Source organism: Nautilia sp. PV-1 (assembly GCF_004006315.1).
GTDB classification, from domain to species: Bacteria; Campylobacterota; Campylobacteria; order Campylobacterales; family Nautiliaceae; genus Nautilia; species Nautilia profundicola_A.
The window spans coordinates 461,295-484,060 of the sequence record NZ_CP026530.1 but is presented as its reverse complement, the minus strand read 5'-3'; the positions used below and the strand labels follow the sequence as shown (position 1 = coordinate 484,060).

At 34.7% G+C, this 22,766-nt stretch carries 23 protein-coding genes; 18 read left to right on the top strand and 5 right to left on the bottom strand.

The window, feature by feature from the left end:
- Positions 1 to 12: 12 nt before the first annotated feature.
- The 6 genes from pyrH to C3L23_RS02665 are packed head-to-tail and all read left to right on the top strand — an operon-like array spanning position 13 to position 6,713.
- Positions 13 to 732, top strand: coding sequence for a UMP kinase (pyrH, locus tag C3L23_RS02690; RefSeq protein WP_127679621.1), 720 nt, complete (start codon positions 13 to 15; stop codon positions 730 to 732).
- Positions 733 to 742: 10 nt separating this feature from the next.
- Positions 743 to 946 carry a DNA-directed RNA polymerase subunit omega gene (locus tag C3L23_RS02685; RefSeq protein ID WP_127679620.1) on the top strand — a complete coding sequence of 68 codons (204 nt, stop codon included), beginning with the start codon at positions 743 to 745 and terminating at the stop codon, positions 944 to 946.
- Positions 943 to 3,057: a bifunctional (p)ppGpp synthetase/guanosine-3',5'-bis(diphosphate) 3'-pyrophosphohydrolase gene (locus tag C3L23_RS02680; RefSeq protein ID WP_127679619.1), complete on the top strand. Its 2,115-nt coding sequence runs from the start codon at positions 943 to 945 to the stop codon at positions 3,055 to 3,057. Before C3L23_RS02685 ends, C3L23_RS02680 begins: the two co-directional genes overlap by 4 nt.
- On the top strand, positions 3,050 to 4,303 hold the full coding sequence (gene tyrS, locus C3L23_RS02675; protein ID WP_210402425.1) for a tyrosine--tRNA ligase: 1,254 nt from the start codon (positions 3,050 to 3,052) through the stop codon (positions 4,301 to 4,303). Before C3L23_RS02680 ends, tyrS begins: the two co-directional genes overlap by 8 nt.
- A complete protein-coding gene (locus tag C3L23_RS02670) occupies positions 4,303 to 5,388 on the top strand; it encodes a nitronate monooxygenase (RefSeq protein ID WP_127679618.1) in 1,086 nt (361 codons plus the stop codon). The genes tyrS and C3L23_RS02670 overlap by 1 nt, the downstream gene beginning before the upstream one ends.
- On the top strand, positions 5,388 to 6,713 hold the full coding sequence (locus tag C3L23_RS02665; RefSeq protein WP_127679617.1) for an N-acetylmuramoyl-L-alanine amidase: 1,326 nt from the start codon (positions 5,388 to 5,390) through the stop codon (positions 6,711 to 6,713). The genes C3L23_RS02670 and C3L23_RS02665 overlap by 1 nt, the downstream gene beginning before the upstream one ends.
- On the opposite strand, the gene C3L23_RS02660 is transcribed toward C3L23_RS02665, so the two are convergent.
- On the bottom strand, positions 6,710 to 7,330 hold the full coding sequence (locus C3L23_RS02660; RefSeq protein WP_127679616.1) for a carbonic anhydrase: 621 nt from the start codon (positions 7,328 to 7,330) through the stop codon (positions 6,710 to 6,712). The two genes, C3L23_RS02665 and C3L23_RS02660, sit on opposite strands and share 4 nt — an antisense overlap.
- Positions 7,323 to 8,510, bottom strand: a complete 1,188-nt coding sequence (locus tag C3L23_RS02655; RefSeq protein WP_127679615.1) for a M20/M25/M40 family metallo-hydrolase — start codon at positions 8,508 to 8,510, stop codon at positions 7,323 to 7,325. Before C3L23_RS02655 ends, C3L23_RS02660 begins: the two co-directional genes overlap by 8 nt.
- 66 nt (positions 8,511 to 8,576) lie before the next feature.
- Between C3L23_RS02655 and C3L23_RS02650 the strand changes: the two genes are divergently transcribed.
- The 4 genes from C3L23_RS02650 to C3L23_RS02635 all read left to right on the top strand — a co-directional run bounded on the left by C3L23_RS02650 (position 8,577) and on the right by C3L23_RS02635 (position 11,739).
- Positions 8,577 to 8,789 (top strand): hypothetical protein, encoded by a 213-nt coding sequence (locus tag C3L23_RS02650; protein WP_127679614.1) that lies wholly within the window; start codon positions 8,577 to 8,579, stop codon positions 8,787 to 8,789.
- 72 nt (positions 8,790 to 8,861) lie between these two features.
- Positions 8,862 to 9,758 (top strand): tRNA 5-methoxyuridine(34)/uridine 5-oxyacetic acid(34) synthase CmoB, encoded by an 897-nt coding sequence (cmoB, locus tag C3L23_RS02645; protein WP_127679613.1) that lies wholly within the window; start codon positions 8,862 to 8,864, stop codon positions 9,756 to 9,758.
- Positions 9,759 to 9,904: 146 nt separating this feature from the next.
- Positions 9,905 to 10,783 (top strand): aspartate carbamoyltransferase catalytic subunit, encoded by an 879-nt coding sequence (locus tag C3L23_RS02640; RefSeq protein WP_127679612.1) that lies wholly within the window; start codon positions 9,905 to 9,907, stop codon positions 10,781 to 10,783.
- A 2-nt stretch (positions 10,784 to 10,785) separates the two neighbouring features.
- Positions 10,786 to 11,739: an aminodeoxychorismate synthase component I gene (locus C3L23_RS02635; protein WP_246831089.1), complete on the top strand. Its 954-nt coding sequence runs from the start codon at positions 10,786 to 10,788 to the stop codon at positions 11,737 to 11,739.
- Here the strand turns inward: C3L23_RS02635 and C3L23_RS02630 are convergent.
- Both C3L23_RS02630 and glnA read right to left on the bottom strand, forming a co-directional pair.
- The gene (locus C3L23_RS02630; RefSeq protein WP_127679610.1) at positions 11,732 to 12,925 is read right to left on the bottom strand and encodes a diguanylate cyclase; all 1,194 of its coding nucleotides are present in this window, start codon (positions 12,923 to 12,925) and stop codon (positions 11,732 to 11,734) included. The genes C3L23_RS02635 and C3L23_RS02630 overlap by 8 nt on opposite strands.
- Before the next feature lie 173 nt (positions 12,926 to 13,098).
- Positions 13,099 to 14,541 (bottom strand): type I glutamate--ammonia ligase, encoded by a 1,443-nt coding sequence (gene glnA / locus C3L23_RS02625; RefSeq protein ID WP_127679609.1) that lies wholly within the window; start codon positions 14,539 to 14,541, stop codon positions 13,099 to 13,101.
- A gap of 92 nt (positions 14,542 to 14,633) precedes the next feature.
- Here glnA and C3L23_RS02620 point away from each other — a divergent pair, with 92 nt between their 5' ends.
- From C3L23_RS02620 to C3L23_RS02610, 3 genes are read left to right on the top strand one after another with little or no spacing between them, the layout of a single operon-like run.
- Positions 14,634 to 15,194: an aminotransferase class IV gene (locus C3L23_RS02620; RefSeq protein WP_127679608.1), complete on the top strand. Its 561-nt coding sequence runs from the start codon at positions 14,634 to 14,636 to the stop codon at positions 15,192 to 15,194.
- A 33-nt stretch (positions 15,195 to 15,227) separates the two neighbouring features.
- A complete protein-coding gene (locus tag C3L23_RS02615) occupies positions 15,228 to 16,976 on the top strand; it encodes a M3 family oligoendopeptidase (protein WP_127679607.1) in 1,749 nt (582 codons plus the stop codon).
- Positions 16,951 to 17,367 carry a hypothetical protein gene (locus tag C3L23_RS02610; protein WP_127679606.1) on the top strand — a complete coding sequence of 139 codons (417 nt, stop codon included), beginning with the start codon at positions 16,951 to 16,953 and terminating at the stop codon, positions 17,365 to 17,367. The genes C3L23_RS02615 and C3L23_RS02610 overlap by 26 nt, the downstream gene beginning before the upstream one ends.
- On the opposite strand, the gene C3L23_RS02605 is transcribed toward C3L23_RS02610, so the two are convergent.
- On the bottom strand, positions 17,364 to 18,233 hold the full coding sequence (locus tag C3L23_RS02605; protein WP_127679605.1) for a LysR family transcriptional regulator: 870 nt from the start codon (positions 18,231 to 18,233) through the stop codon (positions 17,364 to 17,366). The two genes, C3L23_RS02610 and C3L23_RS02605, sit on opposite strands and share 4 nt — an antisense overlap.
- A gap of 200 nt (positions 18,234 to 18,433) precedes the next feature.
- On the opposite strand from C3L23_RS02605, the gene C3L23_RS02600 reads away from it, so the two are divergent.
- From C3L23_RS02600 to C3L23_RS02580, 5 genes are all read left to right on the top strand, one after another.
- The gene (locus tag C3L23_RS02600) at positions 18,434 to 20,431 is read left to right on the top strand and encodes an ATP-dependent helicase (RefSeq protein WP_127679604.1); all 1,998 of its coding nucleotides are present in this window, start codon (positions 18,434 to 18,436) and stop codon (positions 20,429 to 20,431) included.
- Positions 20,432 to 20,516: 85 nt separating this feature from the next.
- Complete coding sequence (locus C3L23_RS02595) at positions 20,517 to 20,870, top strand: four helix bundle protein (RefSeq protein ID WP_127679603.1); 354 nt, start codon at positions 20,517 to 20,519, stop codon at positions 20,868 to 20,870.
- 64 nt (positions 20,871 to 20,934) lie between these two features.
- Entirely contained in the window at positions 20,935 to 21,777 is an 843-nt protein-coding gene (gene truB, locus C3L23_RS02590; protein ID WP_246831088.1) for a tRNA pseudouridine(55) synthase TruB, read from the top strand.
- A complete protein-coding gene (gene csrA / locus C3L23_RS02585) occupies positions 21,771 to 22,001 on the top strand; it encodes a carbon storage regulator CsrA (RefSeq protein ID WP_127679601.1) in 231 nt (76 codons plus the stop codon). Before truB ends, csrA begins: the two co-directional genes overlap by 7 nt.
- Positions 22,002 to 22,003: 2 nt before the next feature.
- Positions 22,004 to 22,744, top strand: a complete 741-nt coding sequence (locus C3L23_RS02580) for a 4-(cytidine 5'-diphospho)-2-C-methyl-D-erythritol kinase (protein WP_127679600.1) — start codon at positions 22,004 to 22,006, stop codon at positions 22,742 to 22,744.
- The last annotated feature ends 22 nt before the right edge of the window (positions 22,745 to 22,766 follow it).

Sequence of the window (22,766 nt, the reverse complement as noted above, 5' to 3'; positions counted from 1 at the left end):
AAAAGGCCTTCAATGAAAAGAAATCCAAAAAGAATTTTAATTAAATTTTCAGGTGAAGCATTAGCCGGTGACGACGGCTTTGGAATCAACACAAAAATATTAAAATATCTGGCAGACGAAATAAAGTCTGTAATAAAAGAGGGCTTTGAAGTTGCTATCGTCATAGGCGGAGGAAACTTCATCAGAGGCGTAAGCGCGGCTAAAGACGGAATAATAAAAAGAACTTCCGGAGATTATATGGGGATGCTGGCAACAGTAATAAACGCCGTAGCTATGCAAGAAGCACTCGAAAACGACGGAGTCGGAGTAAGGGTGCAAAGCGCTATAAAAATGGAAGAAATAGCCGAAAACTTCATAGTAAGACGTGCAATAAGACATTTAGAAAAAGGCAGAGTCGTAATTTTTGCGGCGGGAACCGGAAACCCGTTTTTTACGACAGATACGGCCGGAGTGTTAAGAGGAAGCGAAATAGGCGCGCATGCGATAATTAAAGCGACTAAAGTAGACGGTATTTACGACAAAGACCCGGAAAAATACGATGACGCCGTTTTAATCAAAGAATTAAGTTACGACGACGCTCTTAAAGAAAACATAAAAGTAATGGACGATACGGCAATAGCGCTGGCTCGTGAAAACAAGCTGCCTATAATCGTTTGCAATATGTTTAAAAAAGGTAATTTATTAAAAATATTAAAAAACGAACCTGATGCCAAATATTCAATAGTTAAATAAAAGGAGAATCATGAGAATAGAACAAATCAACGCAAAAGCGCTCGAAAAAGCAAATTACGACAGATATCTGTTAAGCCAGGCAATAGCAAAAAGAGTAAACGAATTAATAAACGGGGCAAAACCTTTAATTGAACTTCCAAAACCGAACATGCAGCTTACTGAAATAGCGACTCTTGAAATAGCCGAAGGGCTTGTAAAGGTTAAAGAAATTTGAGAGAAGATTTCCTTCATCTGTTAGAAACAATAAAACATATAAAATCTACCGACGAAGCCGTCAGGCTTCTGCTTCTAAGAATTAACACGCCTTTAATCAATGAAGCCATAGAATTTGCTATAAAGGCACATCAAGGGCAAAAAAGAAAAAGCGGCGAAGACTATGTAATACACCCTATACTTGTTGCAACGATAACCAGTTATTTCAGCGACGACGAAAATGTTATCACCGCAGCAATTCTTCATGACGTGGTGGAAGACACCAACTATACAATATATTATATTAAAGACAAATTCGGTGAAAACGTCGCAAACCTGGTTGAAGGACTTACTAAAATAGTTGAAATCAGACAGAGCTCTTTAGTTCCTTCAACATCAAACGAAAAACTTACCAAATCGGCAATGACGTTCAGAAAAATGCTTCTTGCGTCGATTGCGGATATAAGGGTGCTGGTTATCAAACTCTGCGACAGACTGCACAATATGCTCACCCTCGACGCACTGCCTCCTCACAAACAAAAAAGAATAGCGGAAGAAACGCTTGTAGTTTATACGCCGATAGCCCACAGACTGGGGATATCTACGCTTAAAAACTGTCTGGAGGATCTGGCTTTTAAATATCTTCTTCCGGAAGAATACAAAAAAATAGACGTCTATCTGAAAAAACACAAAGAAGAATTCAGACTCAGACTCAACGAATTTACTCAAAAAATCCAAAAGCTTCTTTTAAAAGAAGGGCTTAAAGACTTTGAAGTTAAAAGCAGAATTAAACATTATTATTCAATATTTCTGAAAATGCAGAGAAAAGGAATATCCATAGAAGAAATACTGGATCTTCTCGCAGTCAGAATCATTGTAAACGAACCTATAGAATGTTATGAATCTCTGGGTGTGATACATCTCAATTTCAGGCCGTTAATATCAAGATTTAAAGACTATATCGCAATTCCGAAAGAAAACGGATACCAGACGCTTCATACCACCGTTTACGACGGAAACTCGATTATAGAAGTACAGATAAGAACGTTTGACATGGATAAAAATGCCGAATTCGGTATTGCCGCCCACTGGAAATATAAACTCAACACCGCTCTTCCGAATGTAAAATGGCTTGAAGATATGAAATTTGACGAAGATATTGAAGATTTTTACGAACTTGCTAAAAACGATCTTTTCAGCGAAGACATAGTCGTTTACTCTCCTAAATTCGAAACTTTTACACTTCCGCGCGGAGCGACTGCTCTCGATTTTGCATATATGATTCATACCGATATTGGCAACAAAGCTATAGGCGCATACATAAATAAAGAAAAAGCCACCCTTCTTACTACGCTTAAAACCGGAGACATCGTCAGAATAGTAACCGGAAACGAAGTTATTCCGAGATGTAGCTGGATAGAATCTTTAAAAACAAGCAAGGCCAAATACGAACAGAAAAAACTATGCCGTCAAAAAGAAAAAGAGATAAACAAAAAATTAGCCCTTGCCATTTTAAAAGGCATATTCGACATTAACGAAATAAAACTGAGAGCCCTAATTAAAGCAAACTATTTATGCGATTCCATAAGCAAAATAGTAGAAGATAAAAATTTCTTAAAAGACGTTGTAAAAAGACTTTATAAAACTATGAGAAAAAGAAATCTTTTATATTTTAAAAACATCAACATAAAAGAGCATGAATTCGGAAACATTAGAATACTCACAAACAAACAGATAAGCGATATCAGCTTCAATTACTGCTGCCATCCGAAATTCGGAGATAAAATATTGGGGCTTCTTAAAAAAAGAGAAGTTGAAATTCATCATAGATTTTGTAATAATGCCGAAAAAAAAATAGACAAAGCCGTTTTTGTAGAATGGATAAGGAACACCCAAAACAGATATTTTCTCGTAGTAACCCTGCAGAATAAAAAAGGCGAGCTTGCTAAATTTATAAGTTTTTTAAGCCGTCTGGGTATTTTTATTCATTCAATCAATTTAGGCAAAGAATCAAACAACTGTAAAATGGAAATAGAATTTGATTCAAAAGAGTTTAACAATATCAAACAAAAAATAGCAAACGAATACAACATAATAGAATTTATATCGACAAAGGACGCGTATAATGGGTAATGAAGTACAGAACACAAAAAACGGAGAAATTAAGATGGACAAACATCCTAAATTAAACGAAGCGATGGCTGAAATACAAAGAGGATCAAACGAAATAATAGGTCTTGATTATATAGAAAACCTTGTAAACAGATATTTAAACACAGGTGAAAGATTTACTATAAAAGCAGGATTTGACCCTACGGCTCCTGACTTGCATTTAGGGCACACCGTTTTGCTTCAGAAACTTAAAACATTCCAAAAATACGGTGCAACCGTCCAATTTTTAATAGGAGATTTTACCGCTCAGATCGGAGACCCTACCGGCAAAAGCGCAACACGTAAAATGTTAACTCCCGAAGAAGTCGCACAAAATGCGGAAACATATAAAGAACAGGTTTTTAAAATTCTGGACAAAGACAACACTGAGGTGGTTTTCAATTCCGAATGGCTGAATGCTCTTGGCGCGGCGGGAATAGTAGAGCTTACAACAACTTATACGGTTGCCAGAATGCTTGAACGTGACGATTTTGAAAAAAGATACAAAGCGCAGACTCCTATAGCAATAAGCGAATTTATATATCCTCTTCTTCAGGGATATGACAGCGTAGCGCTTAAATGTGATATCGAAATCGGAGGGACTGACCAAAAATTCAACCTTTTAATGGGAAGACAGCTTCAAAAAACATACGGAGTAGGAAAAGAGCAAAGCGTTATTATGATGCCTCTTTTAGTGGGTCTTGACGGTATAAACAAAATGAGTAAATCATTAGGAAACTATATTGGTATTACGGAAGATCCTAATACTATATTTGCCAAAGTTCTTTCTATAAGCGACGAACTTATGTGGGATTGGTATGAACTCTTAAGCGACAAATCAATTGAAGAAATCAATAAACTGAAAGAAGAAGTCAAAAACGGACTTAACCCTAAAATAGCAAAAGAAGCCCTTGCGATTGAAATCGTAGACAAATTTCATGGAAAAGGCGAAGGCGTTAAAGCCAAAGAACATTTTGACAAAGTACACAAACAAGGAAAGATTCCTGACAATATTCCTGAATTTGAACTTGATGCCCAAAATATCGTAGACGCATTGGTAAATACCAAACTCGCAAGCTCAAAAAGCGAAGCGAGACGCCATATAAAAGGCGGAGCAGTTAAAATAAACCAGGAAAAAATAAGCGATCAGAATATAGAACTGAAAAGCGGAGAAGAATATATTCTTCAAATCGGAAAAAGAAAATTTGCAAAAGTAAAGGTTAAATAATGAAGCCTCTAAAAATAGGTAAACACACAATAGAACACCCTATAATTCAAGGCGGGATGGGCCTTGGAATCAGCTGGGACAGACTTGCAGGGACCGTAAGCAAACACGGCGGTCTTGGAGTAATAAGCGCAGTCGGAACCGGATATTATGAAAATAAAAAATATGCAAAAAAACTGGTAGAAGGCAGACCTCTTTTGGAAAAAGAGTTTTATAACAGAGATGCACTTTTTAAAATAGTTGAAAACGCAAGAAAAATATGCGGCAATGCACCTTTAGGATGTAACGTATTATACGCTATCAACGATTACGGAAGAGTTGTAAGAGACGCATGCGAAGCCGGAGCAGACGTAATTATTACCGGTGCAGGACTTCCTATGGACATGCCTGAATATACAAAAGATTTCCCTGATGTTGCATTGGTGCCTATCGTCTCTACGGGAAGAGCATTTAAACTGATTGCTAAAAGATGGGAAAAAAGATACGGAAGAATTCCTGACGCCGTAATAGTTGAAGGGCCGCTTAGCGGAGGACACCAGGGATTTAAATACGAAGACTGTTATAAAGAGGAAAATCAGCTTGAATATTTAGTTCCTGACGTAAGAGAAGAAGTTGACAAATGGGATCCAAACATCCCGGTTATTGCCGCCGGAGGGATATGGACACACGAAGATATTATAAAATTCATAAAACTCGGTGCTAACGGAGTCCAGCTTGGAACAAGATTCGCACTAACCCATGAATGTGATGCAAGCGACGAATTTAAACAGATTCTTCTTAACGCAAAAAAAGAAGACATAGTACTTATGAAGTCCCCTGTCGGATATCCGGCCAGAGGAATCAAAACAAAACTTATAGAAAAAGTAGAAAAAAAAGAAGGTCCTGCAATTAAATGTATTTCAAACTGCGTTTTTCCTTGTAACAGAGGCGAAGAAGCGAAAAAAGTCGGATACTGTATCGCCGACAGACTTGCGGACGCCTATGAGGGCGACGAAGAATTAGGACTTTATTTCAGCGGAGCTTACGCATATAAAGCGGACAGGCTTTTAAGTGTTGAAGAACTTATGAAAGAGCTTACCGGAGAATAATGAAAAAATTTTTCTTTATTCTTTTTTTTACATATCTGTTCGGAGCATGCAATACACAGTCTATAAACACCGCCTATAAAGAGTATTATAAATACCAGCAGCAGTATATTTCTGCCATACTCGACAACAACAATCAAGATGAAATTAAAGCCTTAAAAGGGCTCATAGACTGCGGCAGGTTTTTAAAGTTCAATATAAGCGATTATGAAAAAAAACTTCAAAAACTTTCTAAAAATAAAATTAAAAGCAAACTGAATCTAAACAAAAAATCTAAAATTCAATCAAACACTCCGAACAATAAAACGAAATTTTCAAAATACGTAAAAATTTATTCATATAATCCTCTTAAAATCAGAATTCCCGATAAGAACATTAAATACTTTACGATAAAATCAAAACTTTACAAAAAAGTTATCGACCTTCCAAACGCAATAATCGCAAAGCCGGTATTCAAAAGACTTCCAGGCTCTGTAACGCTAAAAATAGCCCAGTTTAATAAAAAAACCGTCAGAATAGTTTATTATTCAAAAAAAAGTTTTCCATTTAAATACACTATAAACAATCACATTTTAACAATCAATACAACTTCCAAAACGGCAAAAAAAAGAAAAATTCAAAGCGTGCTTGAAAAACCGAAAGTATACAGGCAAAATAATAAAATAATCGTAATTGACCCAGGACACGGAGGCAAAGACCCGGGCGGTATAGGGGTCGGCCGCAGAATGGAAAAAATTGCCGTGCTTCAGATAGCCAAATATCTCAAAAACTATCTCCAGCAGAAAGGATATACCGTATATTTGACAAGAAAAGGTGATTATTTTATACCTTTGAAACAAAGAACACATTTTGCAAATCTTAAAAAAGCTGATCTTTTTATTTCCCTGCATTGCAATATCGCTCCTAAACATATTAAACGCATTCACGGAATAGAAACGTACTTCCTTTCCCCTACCAGAAGCGAAAGGGCGATAAGGGTGGCAAGACTGGAAAACAAAGAAGTAAAAGGGTTAAACTATCTTGACCAGAGAGTTATCCTGAATTTTCTAAACCGAGACAGAATGATAGACTCCAACAAACTGGCTATTGATATACAGCAGGGAATGCTGAGCTCTCTTAGAAGCAGATACAAATATGTAAAAGACGGAGGTGTAAGGCCGGCTCCGTTTTGGGTACTGGTCGGAACACAGATGCCGGCCATTCTTATAGAAACCGGTTATCTCACCAATCCTTTGGAAGCCAAAAGGCTTTTCAGCCCCGCCTATCAGAAAAAACTAGCATACGGTATTGCTCAGGGTATCAGTAACTATTTTAGAAAAAACCCTTAATTTATAAGCTCGAATTCATTTTTTTCTTTATTGTAATTATACACTTCACCCGTTTCGATTATGTAATACCACCCTATAAGATTAAGTTTTCCGCTTTCGACTCTTTCTTTTACAAACGGATACGTCATTAAATTATCAAGCTGCTTGATAATATTTAGCTGTTCTACTTCCCATTCTCTGAGTTTTGAATCTTCTATATCTATTACCGCTTCTTTTACGTCATCTATAATTTCAAGCCATTTTTTTACGTTAGGCAAAGCTTCTAATTTTTCAGGAGGATAAAAAAGAGCTTTTAACCCCCCGCAGTTACTGTGTCCGCAGACAAGTATATTATCAACTTCCAAATATTTAACGGCATACTCCAGTATCGAGGCCGTACATTTGTAAGTACCGTCGTTAATTTCCTGAGGCGGCACTATATTCGCAATATTTCTGACAACAAACACTTCCCCCGGCATTGTCTTGGTTATAAGATTCGGAACAATCCTGCTGTCGCTGCAACCTACATAAAATGTGTGAGGTTTTTGACCTTCTTTTAATTCCTCAAAAAGATCTTTATGCACCTCGAAATCTTCTTTTTTGAAATTTAAAACCCCCGAAAAAAGTTTTTCACTCATTTTTCATCCTTTCTATCAGTCGAATTACGGCATCGGCAATTTTTTTAACGGATTCAATATTAACCCTTTCATTTAAGGAATGAGGATTTTCTATTAAAGGACCTATTGAAGCCATTGAAACATTAGGAAATTTGTTTTTAAGCACCGCACATTCAAGCCCGGCGTGTATGACTTTATATTCTGTGTTCATAATTTCTTTTAATATTTTTGCAAGCTCGCTTATTTCAGGCTTCCAAGCCGGATATTCGCCTTCAAATTCTATTTCGGTTCCATAACATTTCTGTTTAATATATTCTTTAAGCTCATGCAGCTTTTCATTTGAGTTTGCCCTAAGGGAGAGTATTATATTTTCATCATCGACAATTGCGAGATTTACTGATTTACTCACCACCTGGAACTCAAAATCATATTCAAGCACGCCGTGGGGAAGTTTTTTTAAAAATTCCAGATAATCATTGGAAATTATCTTAATTTCATCTCCTTTTTCACTTACGAAACAAACTTTGGCCTGGGCGTTCGCAGGAATGGAGTTTCTTCTCTCCCCTCCTTTGAAACTGCAGATATTTTTTATTTTCTTTAACAGTTCTACAATTGCATTTGGAATATCTTTATCGATATCTACTCCGCTGTGACCTCCCGGAAGAGCGTTTATACTCACTCTTGCACAGTATCCCCTGCACTTTTCATAATTTAAAGGATATTTTACTTTTACATCCACACCGCCGGCACATCCTATATAGATATTTTCATCTTCGCTGTCAAGATTTAATAAAAATCCGCTTTTAATCTCTAGGTCTAAATTAAAAGCTCCTATAAGACCTATTTCTTCATCATTTGTAAATAACAGCTCCAGATTGTCGTATCTTTTCATAAGATACAGCATTATGGCGACACCTATTCCGTTATCAGCTCCGAGTGTTGAGTTTTTGGCCTTCAGCCATCCGTCCTGTTCTATTATTTCAATATTCGGCGCTTCTCCCACACATACCATGTCATAATGGCTCTGAAGGGCAAAAAGAGGTTGATTTTTATACGCTCTGATATTGCCTGCTTTATCCGTTTCGCAGCTGTAGCCGCAGGATTCGGCCCAATTTATTATAAATTCTTTCAGTTTTTCAGTATTCCCGCTGCAGTGAGGTATTTTTACTATTTCGTAAAAAATATCAAATATTTCTATCATTTAAGCTCCTTAAAACGAAACAGTATCATTGTTTCTTTATGATATAATTTAAAAAAAGGCCTTTTTATGAAACTGGTAAAATTTTTCTTATTAATTATGATACCACTTTTTTTTATCGCTTGTGTAGACAAACAGGGCATTTCTTTAAAATATTATCCGGAATGTCATGAATATTACGATTATTACGGTGTATATCATGAAAAATGCAACAATAATATATATAATTTCAAAACTAAAAAGAAGCAGGAACTGCCGCCTGTGTGTTTAGACTGCAACTGAAATAAGCATACAAATAAAAAAGCCGGTATAAGTGGAGAAGTTTAGGCTGGATATATTTTATAAAGGGAAAAAATGGATATAAACGCAGTTTTAAAAGAGCGTCAAAAATGGTTCGAATGGAAAAACATCAAACCTATACACCTTAAACTTGAGAAGTTTAAAAATGAAAACTTAAAAGTAAAGAATATAAAGATAGATGATGTCATAGAGATATTAATTGAAGAAAACCAGGAAAAACTTAATGAAATAGAAGAAATAGCCAAAATGATGAAGCCTTGGAGAAAAGGGCCTTTTAAAATAAACGATCTTTTTATAGACACCGAATGGAGAAGTTATATAAAATGGAATATAATAAAACCGTATCTGAACCTTGAAAACAAAGACGTTCTAGATGTGGGATGCAACAACGGATATTATATGTTCAGAATGCTTGAAATGAATCCTAAAAGTATTACGGGATTTGACCCGAGTGCGCTTTTTAACCTTCAGTTTGAATTTATCAACAAGTTTATAAAAAGTAATATTGAATATAAACTTTTAGGCGTTGAGCATATACCTTTTTACGAAAAAAAATTTGACACAATCTTCTGTCTCGGAGTTCTTTATCACAGACCTGACCCGGTTACAATGCTAAAAGAGCTGAAAGCCGGGCTCAATCCAAACTCGGAAGTGATACTCGACACTCTCATAATAGAAGGAGAAGAAGAAACCGCCCTTTGTCCCGTAAGATATCAAAAAATGAAAAACGTCTATTTCATACCTACCCTAAAAGCTCTTTACAACTGGATAGAAAAAGCAAAATTCAAAGATATAGAATTTATAGGCAAAAAATATACCGACCTTGAAGAACAGCGCAAAACAGAATGGATTGAAGGTGAAAGTCTGAACAATTTTCTGACTGAAGATTTGAGTAAAACGATAGAGGGATACCCTCCGCCGCTTAGGGTATATTTAAAGCTGAAAAATTAAGCTTCGCTTCCCGCTTTCATCATAAAATAATATACCAAGATAATAAATGCGAATGTTGTAATAAATGCACTAGCTAAGATTGTTCCGAATCCCATTTTTTCTCCTTTTTTTTGAAATATAGTAAAATTATACAAAAAAGGAAATAAATGTCAAAACATTTAACCCATACCGCGGATTTAAGCAAAGAAGAAATATTACAAATATTCTCATATGCCCAAAATTTCCTTGATTTTAAAAAAAGAGACGACTTAAACGGCAAACTGATTATTAACATTTTTTTCGAAAACTCCACAAGAACCAGAAGCAGTTTTGAAATAGCCGCCAAAAGACTTGGAGCCGATGTTGTCAACCTTGATGTTGCCAGAAGTTCCACAAGCAAAGGCGAAACCCTTTTTGATACGGCCGCAAATCTTGACGCAATGGGTCCGGATGCAATCGTAGTAAGACATAACAGGGCAGGTGTGCCGAAAATCCTTTCAAAATACGTTAAATGCTCTATTATAAACGCAGGTGACGGAGCTCACCAGCATCCTACCCAGGGACTTTTGGATCTGTTTACTCTTATGCAGAAATGGAAAAGCCTGGAAGGTAAAAAAATTGCCATAATAGGAGATATCAGAAACAGCAGAGTGGCAAACAGCGATATAGAACTTTTCACAAGATTCGGTGCAAAGGTTCTGCTGGTAGGTCCTCCCCAGTTTTTACCAAAAACGCATCTTCCGACAACCAATTCTTTAAAAGAGGCTGTTGAATTCGCAGATGCGTTAATCAGTCTCAGAACACAGACCGAAAGACACAAAAACCCTACTTTTTCATCACTTAAGGATTATGCTCAAAACTTTAAAGTTTCTAAAAAACTTCTGGGAGACAAAGATATATTTGTAATGCATCCCGGACCGGTACACAGAAACATTGATCTGGACGACGATATAATGGATGACGAAAGATGCCTGGTATTAGAACAGGTTAAAAACGGCGTTGCCGTAAGAATGGCTATATTAAAACATCTTTTAACGAAAAGATAAAAGTGGATCTGAAGTTTTTTCTAATTGATTTCGAAGGAAATTCTTATATCGAAGAGGTTAAAAACCTTAGGGATGTATTTTTTTCTTTTCCTTATTATAAAAACCATAATTTTCATTCGGAAAAAAAATGTAAAATCAAAAACAAATCTCCTATAAGTTTGAAAAGATATTCCAAGGCTTTCGAATATGTAATAGACGAAATAAAACACGGAAACACGTATCTTTTAAATTTGACATTTCCGACGCTTATCAAAACAGACTGTAATTTACTAGATATTTTCAAATCGTCGCAAGCGCCTTTTAAACTATATTTTAAAGACAGATTCGTCTGTTTTTCTCCGGAAAGATTCGTACGCATAGAAAAAAACAAAATTTACACTTTTCCCATGAAAGGCACTATTGACGCTTCCATACCGGAAGCGGACAAAAAAATACTATCAAACATCAAAGAAATGGCAGAACACACTATGGTTGTAGATCTTTTAAGAAACGACCTGGGCATAATAGGAACAAAAGTCAAAGTGAACTCTTTTAGATTTATAGATAAAATTAAAGCCGGAGAAAAAGAACTGCTGCAGGTAAGCAGCGAAATAGAAGCCACGCTTCCTGAAAACTGGCAGTACAACTGGCTGGATATGCTTAAAAAAATGCTTCCGGCAGGATCAATAACCGGCACACCTAAGAAAAAAACCGTAGAAATAATTAAAAAGGCGGAAAATTATGAAAGAGGATTTTATACAGGTATATTCGGAATAACAGACGAGAAAACATTTCTGGACAGCGCTGTAATAATCAGATATATTGAAAATCCCGACAATACTCATTCACAATTTGACAATTTAACACCTCATGCACCTCACAGCTATATTTACAAAAGCGGAGGCGGCATAACTATAGACAGCAATATGCAAGAAGAATATGAAGAGCTTATAAAAAAAGTATATATTCCTAATTAAAAACTATTTTATTTCTACCGCTTTTTTTAGCGGCGTATAGCCGTTCGTCAGCAATTCTTATCATCTCTGCCAACGTTTCACCTTCATCAGCCACACCGGCGGAAAAAGTATAATTAATATCTTTATACGCTTTTAAAGAATTTTTTATTTTGTTAAGAATGATTATAGCTTCCTGTTTTGAAGTACTAGGCATAAAAAGTAAAAATTCCTCTCCCCCGTATCTTATTATTTTGTCACTCTTTCTTACGTTCTTTTTTAATATTTCCGCAAAATGTTTTAAAATTTCGTCGCCTATTAAATGTCCGTATGTATCATTTATCTGTTTAAAATGGTCAATATCAAGCATAACTATACATTTTGTTTTAAACGAATTAAAAAGGTTTTCAAAACTGGTTTCAAGATAGTTTCTGTTATAAACCTGTGTCAGTTTGTCAATCTGAGAAGACTCTAAAATACTCCTGAAATTATCGTAAATATCAAAAATATTATTTACCCTGATTTTCAACTCTTCTCTTGTAAAAGGTTTTTTTATATAATCATTTGCTCCGATTTTTAAACATTTGATTAAATGTTTTTCATCTTTGTTTTCAGAAATTACAATAATCGGAAGATCGTTTATATCATTTTTTTCCCTGACTTTTTTAATTAAATCCTCTCCGTTAAGTGCAGGAAGATTAAGCTTGGTGATTATAGTGTCGAATTTTTTATTTTCCATTTTTGAAACTGCTTCTTCTACACTTGAAGCTTCGGTTATATTAAGCTTTATTTTTTTTAATATTTTCTTCTGAAAAGTTCTGTCTTTTTTATTATCATTAATAATCAGCACGTTTCTTTTTCTGTTTTTGTATAAACTTTTTACGAATTTAACAAGATAATCTATTGTATGATAGTCATCTTTAATTATATAATCAATAATATATTCAATATATGGCTGCTGTAAAAAATTATCTTCACACTGAGTTAAAACGATTATATCTTTTTTCTTTTTAACCAGATATTCAATCTGTTCTCCCTGAGCATCCGGTAAAACCGTATCTACAAGATATAAATCAAAATCTTCTTTTAATTCTTTCAGTTCGGCAAACGTATTCACACATTTACATTCGGCAAATAAAAGATGCTTTTCCAAATATTGTTTTAAGAGTTTCTTGTAAATAAGACTGTGTTCAAGAATTAAGATTTTCATAACTATTTATTGACTGGCAGTTTTTTAGAAAGTATATAACTTTCATCCTTCCCCTTTTTCAAAATTAAACAAAACTTATATATGAAAATCAATTTTACTAACTAAACATTAATTTACTATTAATTTTAATATAAATTTAATTGAAGAAAAATAAAAGAAAAAAGAGAAGGGAATTAGCAAGAGTATGAAGTGATGAATTCATACGGATGCGGTCTTCCTTCTACTGGGATAATTTCAGTTTCATATTTATAATCGATATATGTTTTAATAAAATCGTCTGTCATAACAGGTTTTAAGAAGCTGTTAGGATCTTTTAGTTCGTCTTCAACAGCGTAAATAGCTTCTCTTAAAGTTGCAGGAAGAGTTCTGATTCCTCTTTCTTTAATTTCATCAAGAGTAAGCTCGAAAAGATCTTCATTTAGAGGTTCTCTTGCCGCTTCATAAATTTCAAGATTGTTTTTGATTCCGTCAAGTCCGGCAAGAAGCATTACAGTAAACGCTAAATAAGGGTTAGCAGTTGAATCAGGGAATCTGAACTCTGTTCTTACAGATTTTTCACCCGCACCAAAAGGAATTCTACAGCTAGCACTTCTGTTTTTGGCACTGTAAGCTAAAATATTCGGAGCTTCAAATCCTGGCTGAAGTCTTTTATATGAGTTCATTGATGCGTTTGTAAATGCAGCTACAGCGTCAGCGTGAGCAAATACACCTGCAATATATTTTTTAGCTACATCGCTTAAGTTAGCGTAAGCGCCTTCTTGATAGAATAAGTTTTTACCGTCTTTCCAGATTGACTGGTGAGTATGCATACCGTTTCCGTTGTCTCCGTATAGAGGTTTTGGCATAAATGTAGCAGTTTTGCCGTTTAGGTGAGCCACCATTTTAACTACATATTTTAGTTTTTGAACGTTGTCGGCCGCTTCTACAAGAGTTCCGAATTTAACACCGATTTCACCTTGAGCCTGTGCAACTTCGTGGTGAACAACGAATGTTTCAAGACCTACTTCTTTAAGAACTTTAACCATTTCAGCTCTTAAATCCATCATAGAATCAGTCGGTGGTACAGGGAAATATCCGCCTTTAGTTCTAGGTCTGTGACCGATGTTCAGTTCATCACCCCACTCAGCGTAATCATTCCAAACACCTTCGCTTGAATCTACTTCATAACACTGAGAGTTCACTTCATCTCTGATTACAATATTGTCAAATACGAAAAATTCATTTTCAGGTCCGAAGTAAGCAACGTCTCCGATATTTTGCTCTTCCATATATTTAAGCGCTTTTTTAGCGATACTTCTAGGACATTTTTCATAAGGAGTCCCGTCAGTATTGTGTACGTCGCAGAATACTACCATTGTAGGATCAGCTGTGAAAGGATCTACGAAGTGAGTTCCTATTTCCAAATCAGGTTTTAAAATCATGTCAGATTCGTTAATAGGCTGCCATGCAGGAATTGAACTTCCGTCAAAAGGAATTCCGTTTTGTAAAACTTCCTCATCAATAGCATCAATGTCGTAAGTTACGTGATGCCATACACCTTTAATATCAGTAAATCTAAAATCAATAAATTCGATCTCTTTTTCTCTACATTCTTGTAAGAATTTTTTTGCGCTCATTTGCTCTCCTTTTAAAAATTTGAAATAATTATAACCAAGTTAAAATATTAAAATCAAAAAATATTGTATAAATTTTAATCAATGGAGAAAAAATGAGGTTTATCGAAACAGTACTTATAACAGAAAAAATAGAAAATATTGAGTTTCACAATAAAAGAATGAATAAAACAAGATATGATTTTTTTAAAGCCACTCCTCTGAATTTAAAAGACTTCATAGAAATACGAAAAAACAAAAGAGTAAGGGTTACTTATTCTAAAAACATCGAAAAAATAGAATATTTTGATTTGCAAAAAAGAGAATTTAATACATTCAAATTAATAGAATCGGACATCGAATATTCCTACAAATATGCGGACAGAACAAAACTAAACGCCTTAAAAGACGAACGTTATGATGAAATAATTATTGTTAAAAACGGGCTTGTTACCGACACAACCATTTCTAATCTAGCATTTTTCGACGGCGGTAAATGGTACACTCCCAAAACTCCTCTGCTTAAAGGGACAAAAAGGGAAGAACTGCTTCAAAAAGGCTTTTTGCTTTTAAAAGACATTCGCCCTGAAGAGATTAAAAAATATCATAAATTCGCCATGCTAAATGCGATAATAGGATTTATGGAAATTGACATAAACTGTATTAAAACCGGCTGATTTGTGTTAAAATTAAACAAAAAAAGGAAACTGATGAACTGGGATTTAACACCTCTTTTCGGTTCGGTAAACGAAGCGGAAGCTTTTTTAAAAGAAGCGGAATTCAGAGCTATCGATTTCGAAAAAAATTATAAAAACAGACTTTATACGTTAACTCCGGACGAATTTCTGGACTGTTTAAAAGAATATGAAGATATTCTGGAAAATATCGGAAGAGCGCTGACTTATATATATTTAGAATTTGCTACAGACACAAGCAAAGGACAGTTTCTTGCAAAATTTCAGGAAATTGCGAACAAAGCCGAAGAGCATTTGATTTGGTTCGAACTAGAATTTATATATCTTCCTATAGACAAACAGCAGAAATTCATCGACAATGCGAGTATTTACAAATATTATCTTCTACATCTCCAGGAAGAAGCTCCTTATAAACTGAGCGAAAAAGAAGAAAAAATTCTTATGAAAAAAGACCTTACAAGCGGCAGCGCATTCAGCAGACTGTTTGACGAACATATAAGCAGACTCAAATTTTTCTTTAATGGTGAGAAATTAAGCGAAGAAGAAGTATTAAGCAGACTATATTCCCCTGACAGAAACGAAAGAAAAAAAGCGCAAATCTCTCTTACACTCGGACTTAAACCTCATCAGGAACTTTTTGCATATATTTACAACCAGGTTAAAAAAGACTGGAAAATAGATTTTTGTGAAATCAGAGGCTACGACAACGTAGAAGAACCGAGACATTTAAGCAATAAAGTAACCAAAAAAAGCGTCGACGCGCTTATCAGTACCGTAAATGAAAACACGGTACTGGTGGAAGAATACTACAATATAAAAAAAGAGCTTTTAGGATATGAAAACCTATATGACTACGACAGATACGCCCCTATAAAACTTACCGACAAAACACCTGAAATCCCGTTTGAAGAAGCAAAACAGACGGTGCTAAACGCATTTAAAAACTTTTCACATACATTTTACGAAATTGCAAAAAAAGCGTTTGAGGAAAAATGGATCGACGTATACCCTAAAGAAGGGAAAAGAGGAGGGGCTTTTTCTCATTCAGCAACACCGAAAGTGCATCCTTACGTACTTTTGAATTATACAAACCAAAGAAGAGATATATTTACCCTTGCACACGAACTGGGCCACGCAATACATCAGTATCTGGCAAAAGACGTAGGATATCTTAATCAGGACACGCCTCTGACAACTGCAGAAACCGCCAGTATTTTTGCGGAAATGCTTCTTTTTGAAGAGCTTAAAAAATCTCTTCCTAAAGATGAACTTTTAGAAATATATGCAGGAAAACTGGAAGATATTTTTGCTACTCTTTTCAGACAGATTGTATTTACAAATTTTGAAAGAAGAGTCCACAGCGAAGACGAACTTAAACCTCAGGACTATAATAAAATATGGATGGAAGAAAATCAAAAAATGTTCGGTCAAAGCGTAATTCTTACTCAGAATTATGAAATATGGTGGAGTTATATTCCTCATTTTATACACTCTCCGTTTTACTGTTATTCATACTCATACGCACAGCTTCTGGTACTTACGCTCTATAACCTTTATAAAAACGGCTTTGAAAATTTCGAAGAAAAATATATTGAGTTTTTATCACAGGGAGGCAGCGTGCCGCCTAAAAAACAGCTTGAAATTTTCGGACTAGACATAGAAGACGAGAACTTCTGGAGAAAAGGTATGGGAGCCGTTAGAAAAATACTAAATGAATTTAAAGTATTAAAGGATAAAAATGATAGTGAACCTACCCTATTTTAGAGAAATAAAAGAACAGCACGCAAAAGATATTTTAATGATACTTTTGGAAAGGGACGAGTCCTTTTCCGTTCTGGCTCATACTCCTGCGATAAAATTCGATCCGGAACTTCCTAAAAACATAACAGAACAGTTCACTGACGTAATCATATTTGCTATTGCAAACTATACATTGCAAAGTGCACATATTTCTGATGATAATTTCGTATTTGAAGCCGGGTTTGGAGAAGAAAACATAGGAAGCGTAGTAACTGTGCCTATTTCAAACATTATACAGATTACGCAGGATGAAGTGCCTCTTTTTGTAAATGCCGCTGCGACTTTGCCGAAAGAAGAAAAACCAAAAAATCCTTTTGCGGCCAATCCGCGAAACAAAAAATTTATAAAAGACTAATTTTTTACGAAGTTTAATATAGCTTCAATATCTTTTGTTTTTTCTTTGTAAACGATATACGTTTTTCTTTTTAAATTCATACCTTTAATTTTTGCCATAAACAGTTTTTTATCTCTCAACTCGTCTTTAATAACCATTTTGGAAATTATAGAAACAACCTGCTCACTTGAACTCATAACGGTATATTTCAAAGCGGTAGAATTGTGCACTACACTGATGACATTCAGTGTATCGCATTCAAACTCATGCTCTTCAAAAACATTTTTTATAAAATCCCTGGTAGAAGAGTTAGGCTCCCGGCATATCATTTTATAATTTTTCAAATCCGAAAGCTCAATACTAGGCGGCAGAGGTTTATTCGAAAAAACCACAAGTTCGTCGTCTATCCATTCCACGTATTCAAGTCCGTTGTCTTTCTTTTTGGTTACAAACGCCATATCCACGGCTTTTTTTTCAACATCTTCAAACAAAGCGTCATTATTCTTGATTACAAGATTTATTTCTCTGTTTATCAGACTTTTAAAATACTTAATGCATTCCGGCAGATTGTAATTACCCACGGTAGGAGAAGCGCCTATTAAAAACGGCGTATCAGCATTTCTGAATTCTTCAAGCTTTTTTTCGAATCCACTCAAAAATTTTTCAAACTCTTTGGCATATATTAAAAACGTCTGGCCTTCTTTGGTAAGAATAACACCGTTTTTTTTACGTTCGAAAAGACTTACGCCTAGAAAATCTTCAAGTATTCTTATCTGCTGGGTTACCGCCGGCTGTGAAATACCAAGCGCCTTACTCGCTTTGGGAAAACTGCTTTCTCTGTTTATAACTAAAAAAGTATAAATTTTATCAAGGTATTTAATTACCATAATTCTCCTCTTCAATTTTATTAATGAGAATTATAACTAAAAATTATAATTATGCAAATACAATAGTTAAAAAAGAAAAAAAAGAATATTTCCACTTAAAAAGGAATATGTTTCAAAATAAATTTTCCGTTAAACAATTATTAATTTTTGCTTTTTAAAAAAATATTCTTTTGGTATAATTAATATAAAAAAGCGGGAAAATGGACTTTTTAAACGAACTTAACGACGAACAGAAAGAAGCGGCCACACATATAGACGGAGCCTTATTAATATTAGCCGGAGCCGGAAGCGGGAAAACAAAGACTATTACGACAAGACTTGCCTATCTTTTAAGTCTCGGTATCGACCCTGCAAACACCCTTACTCTAACATTTACAAATAAAGCGGCAAGCGAAATGCGAGAACGTGCGCTTAGAATGATACAAGGCGGAGCGGTGCACCCTCCTCTTTTAAGCACTTTTCATAAATTCGGACTTATGTTTTTAAAGCTTTACATACATTTAATCGGAAGAAAAAACACATTCGTAATAATAGACAGTGACGATCAAAAAAAGATACTAAAATCTATCTCCACAGATCTTCCTCTTTCGTTTGTAAGCAAAGAGATAAGTAAATATAAAAACTCTTTTTTAAATGCCGATGAAGTTTATTCCCTTGCAAAAGACACGACTTATAAAAAACTCGCCCATATTTACGACAAATACCAAAAATATCTGCTTGAAAACAATTTAGTCGACTTTGACGACCTTCTTCTTTTAACATACACCATATTAAATGAAAACGACGATCTGTGCAGAGAAATTTCGGATAAATACAAATATATTATGGTTGACGAATATCAGGATACCAACGAAATACAGCTTCTTTTATTAAAAAAACTCTGCAGAACACACAACAACATATGCGTTGTCGGAGACGACGACCAATCAATTTACGGATTCAGAGGCGCAAACCACAAAAACATTCTGAATTTCGAAAAAGATTTTGACGCAAAAGTAATAAAACTGGAAACAAATTACAGATCAACAAATCAGATCTTAAACGCGGCGAATTCCCTTATCAGTTTCAATAAACAAAGATACGACAAAAAACTCAAATCGGCCATCGGTGACGGCAGAGCCATCGAACTGCTGTCAAATTATAATGAAATGGCCGAATCAGAAGCAATAGCAAAACGGATTAAAAACCTTATAAATAGAGGCGTAAATCCAAAAGACATAGCTATCCTTTACAGAATAAACGCCCTCTCACGTTCCATAGAAGACGGACTCAGAACATACGGTATTACCTATAAACTCGTAGGCGGCATGAGATTTTACGAAAGAGAAGAAATTAAGGATTTAATAAGCTATTTGAGAGTGTTTGTCAATCCAAACGATGATTATTCGTTTAAAAGAATAGTTAACAAACCTAAAAGAGGAATAGGAAAAACCACCATATTAAAACTCGAAGAAGCAAAAGGGGAAAAATCGTTTCTTGAATTTATTAAAGAAAACGATCTTTCATTTTTAAGCAAAAAAGCCGCAAAAACATTAAAAGATTTTGAAAAAACAATCCAGTTTTTAAGCTCCCTGTCAATAGAAGAGCTTCCTGAAGCCATTGAAAAAACCCTGGAACTCAGCACAAGCTACAAAGACGAAGACAAAAGAAGAAACGTTGAAGAGTTTTACGGTATGATGCATGAAAGAAAAGATTTAAACCTCAGAGAATTTCTAAATGAGCTCTCCCTTGAAAGCGATCAGGACAAAATAACAGATGAAATGATAAACGTTATGACAATACATGCAAGCAAAGGCCTTGAATTTGAACATCTTTTTGTAATAGGAATGGAAGAAGGCTTTTTCCCTTTAAACGAAGCGGATATAGAAGAAGAAAGGCGTCTTGCATATGTGGCGATTACAAGAGCCAAAAAAGAACTCACCCTTTCTTATGTGCAGAGCAGATATATCAGAGGCCAGAGAAGCAGGGTTTCGAAAAGCCGCTTTTTAACGGAAGCCGGCCTTATTAAAGGCGAGAGGGTAAATCTAAAAGAAGCTCCAAGCGGAGGAGCATTCAAAGTAGGAGGGCTTGTTAAACACAAAGTATTCGGAACCGGCAGAATTCTTGGTATAAACAAAGCCGGAAACAAAACAAAACTTAAAATAGATTTCGGACACAATATAAGAGAAATACTAAGCGATTTTGTAGAAAAAGCGTGAAATAAGTAGATAAGTAGATAAGTAGATAAGTAGATAAGTGGATAAGTTGTGAAGTGAATAAGTGGAGTAGGAGAAAAGGAATATAATGGCAACATATAAAAATTTAATAGTTTGGCAAAAATCTATGCAATTAGTCAAAGAGATTTATAATCTTTGCAAAAATTTTCCACAGACAGAAATTTACGGATTGACATCTCAAATTAAAAGAAGTGCAGTATCTATTCCTAGTAATATAGCAGAAGGCAGAGGAAGAGGTACCAAAAAAGAATTTATCCAGTTCTTACAAATTGCTTTAGGTTCCACTTATGAACTTCAGACACAAATTGAAATAGCTAAAATGCTCAATTTTAATGGTGAATATATTAAAATTGAAAATCTATTGAATGAAATTGAAAAAATGATTAATTCGCTTATATTAAACAGGAAAAGATATGCATAATCAACATAAAAATATCTCTTCCGCTTCACAACATAACAACTTGTCCACTTCACAACGCAATATTATGTTTGTAGCAAACAAACCGATGTTCGTAAGTTCAAATAAATTTTTAAACCGGCTAAAAAGAAAATACGGTATTAAAAAAATGGGATTTTCGGGAACACTCGATCCTTTTGCATGCGGATGTCTTATTATAGCCAGCGGACAGTACACAAAACTTTTCAGATTTTTAAAAAAAACACCGAAAACTTATCTGGCTACATTAATGCTTGGAGCTTACTCTCAAAGTTTAGACATAGAAAAAATTGAAAAAATTGAAAATATCGAACCTTTTGAAAAAGAAAAAATCATCGAAACGTTAAATTCATTTAAAGGAATTCAAAAACAGCTGCCCCCTAAATACAGTGCCAAAAGAATAAACGGACAAAGAGCTTACAATTTAATTGAGAATGGAGAATTGAGAATTGAGAACAATATATCTCAAAACGTATATTTGGAAAAAAAAGTTGATATAGAGATATTTGACATAGAACTTATTAATTATTCCCATCCTTTTATTACGTTTAAAGCCAGCGTAAGCGAAGGAACCTACATAAGAAGCCTGGGTTTTGACATTGCAAAAAAACTGGGCGTAAACGGAGCTTTGACATATCTTGAAAGGTTAAACGAAGGAAAATTTCATTATGAATGCGAAAAACCTTTAAATCCTATCGAATATCTTGATCTGGAAGAAAACAGTTATGAAAACGATATTGAAAATTTAATACTCGGAAGAAAATTAAACATAAATGATTTTAAAATTAAAAAAAACGGCAAATATTATGTAAAATTTGATAAATTTTTTGCTATTATAGAAATAGAATCAGATAAAGTATCTTATATTTTGAACAGGATTGAACTATGCTAGTAATATCAAGGAAGATAAACGAAAAAATCAAAATAGGCGACGATATTGAAATAACGATAATATCAATCGACAAAAATCAGGTAAAAATTGGTATAGAAGCGCCAAAAGACGTGCCTATTTTAAGAGCAGAGCTTATTGAGCAGATTACCGCCGAAAACAAAAAAGCAGTACAGGAAGTCGATATAGACACATTAAAAAATATTTCCGATATTTTTAAAGGATAACAGTGAAAATAAAAGCGCATGCAAAAGTAAATATATTTTTAAAAATAGTCGGTCATGACGGCTTTTACCATCTTATTAAATCAAGATTTATGAAAGTTGCAAATTTATATGACGAAATAGAAATAGTTGAAGCCGAAAAATTTAATATCGTAGGAGACATAAACTGCGCCCTTAGGGAAAACAGCGTATTTAAAGCTTATGTAGAACTTACACAGGAGTATCCGGATATTAAACCCTGGTTTATAGGAAAAGAGATAAGAATACATAAAAACATTCCTGAAATGGCCGGACTTGGAGGGGGAAGCAGCGACGCAGCGGCTTTTTTAAGACTGGTAAACAAAGAATCGGGTCTTAATCTCTCAAAAGAGGAACTTGTAAAAATAGGTAATAAAATAGGCAGCGACGTGGCGTTTTTTATTTATGACTATGACAGTGCAAACGTATACGGAAGAGGAGATGTAGTAGAAAAATATGACGAAAATCTTCTTGATATTGAAGTATTTACTCCTCCTATAGAATGTTCTACGCCTGATGTATACAAAACGTATAAAGAAAGATTCTTCAACCCTTCAAATACCGATTTTGATAAAAAAGATTCAGCCGAACTTTTAAACAATCACACTCCTTCCGAATTAAACGACCTTCTAAAGCCTGCCCTAAATTTATATCCTGATTTATATAAATATATGGACAAAGGCTTCTTTACAGGCAGCGGCAGCAGTTTTTTCAAAATAAGAAATTAACCCTCTCCTAAATATAATTTTA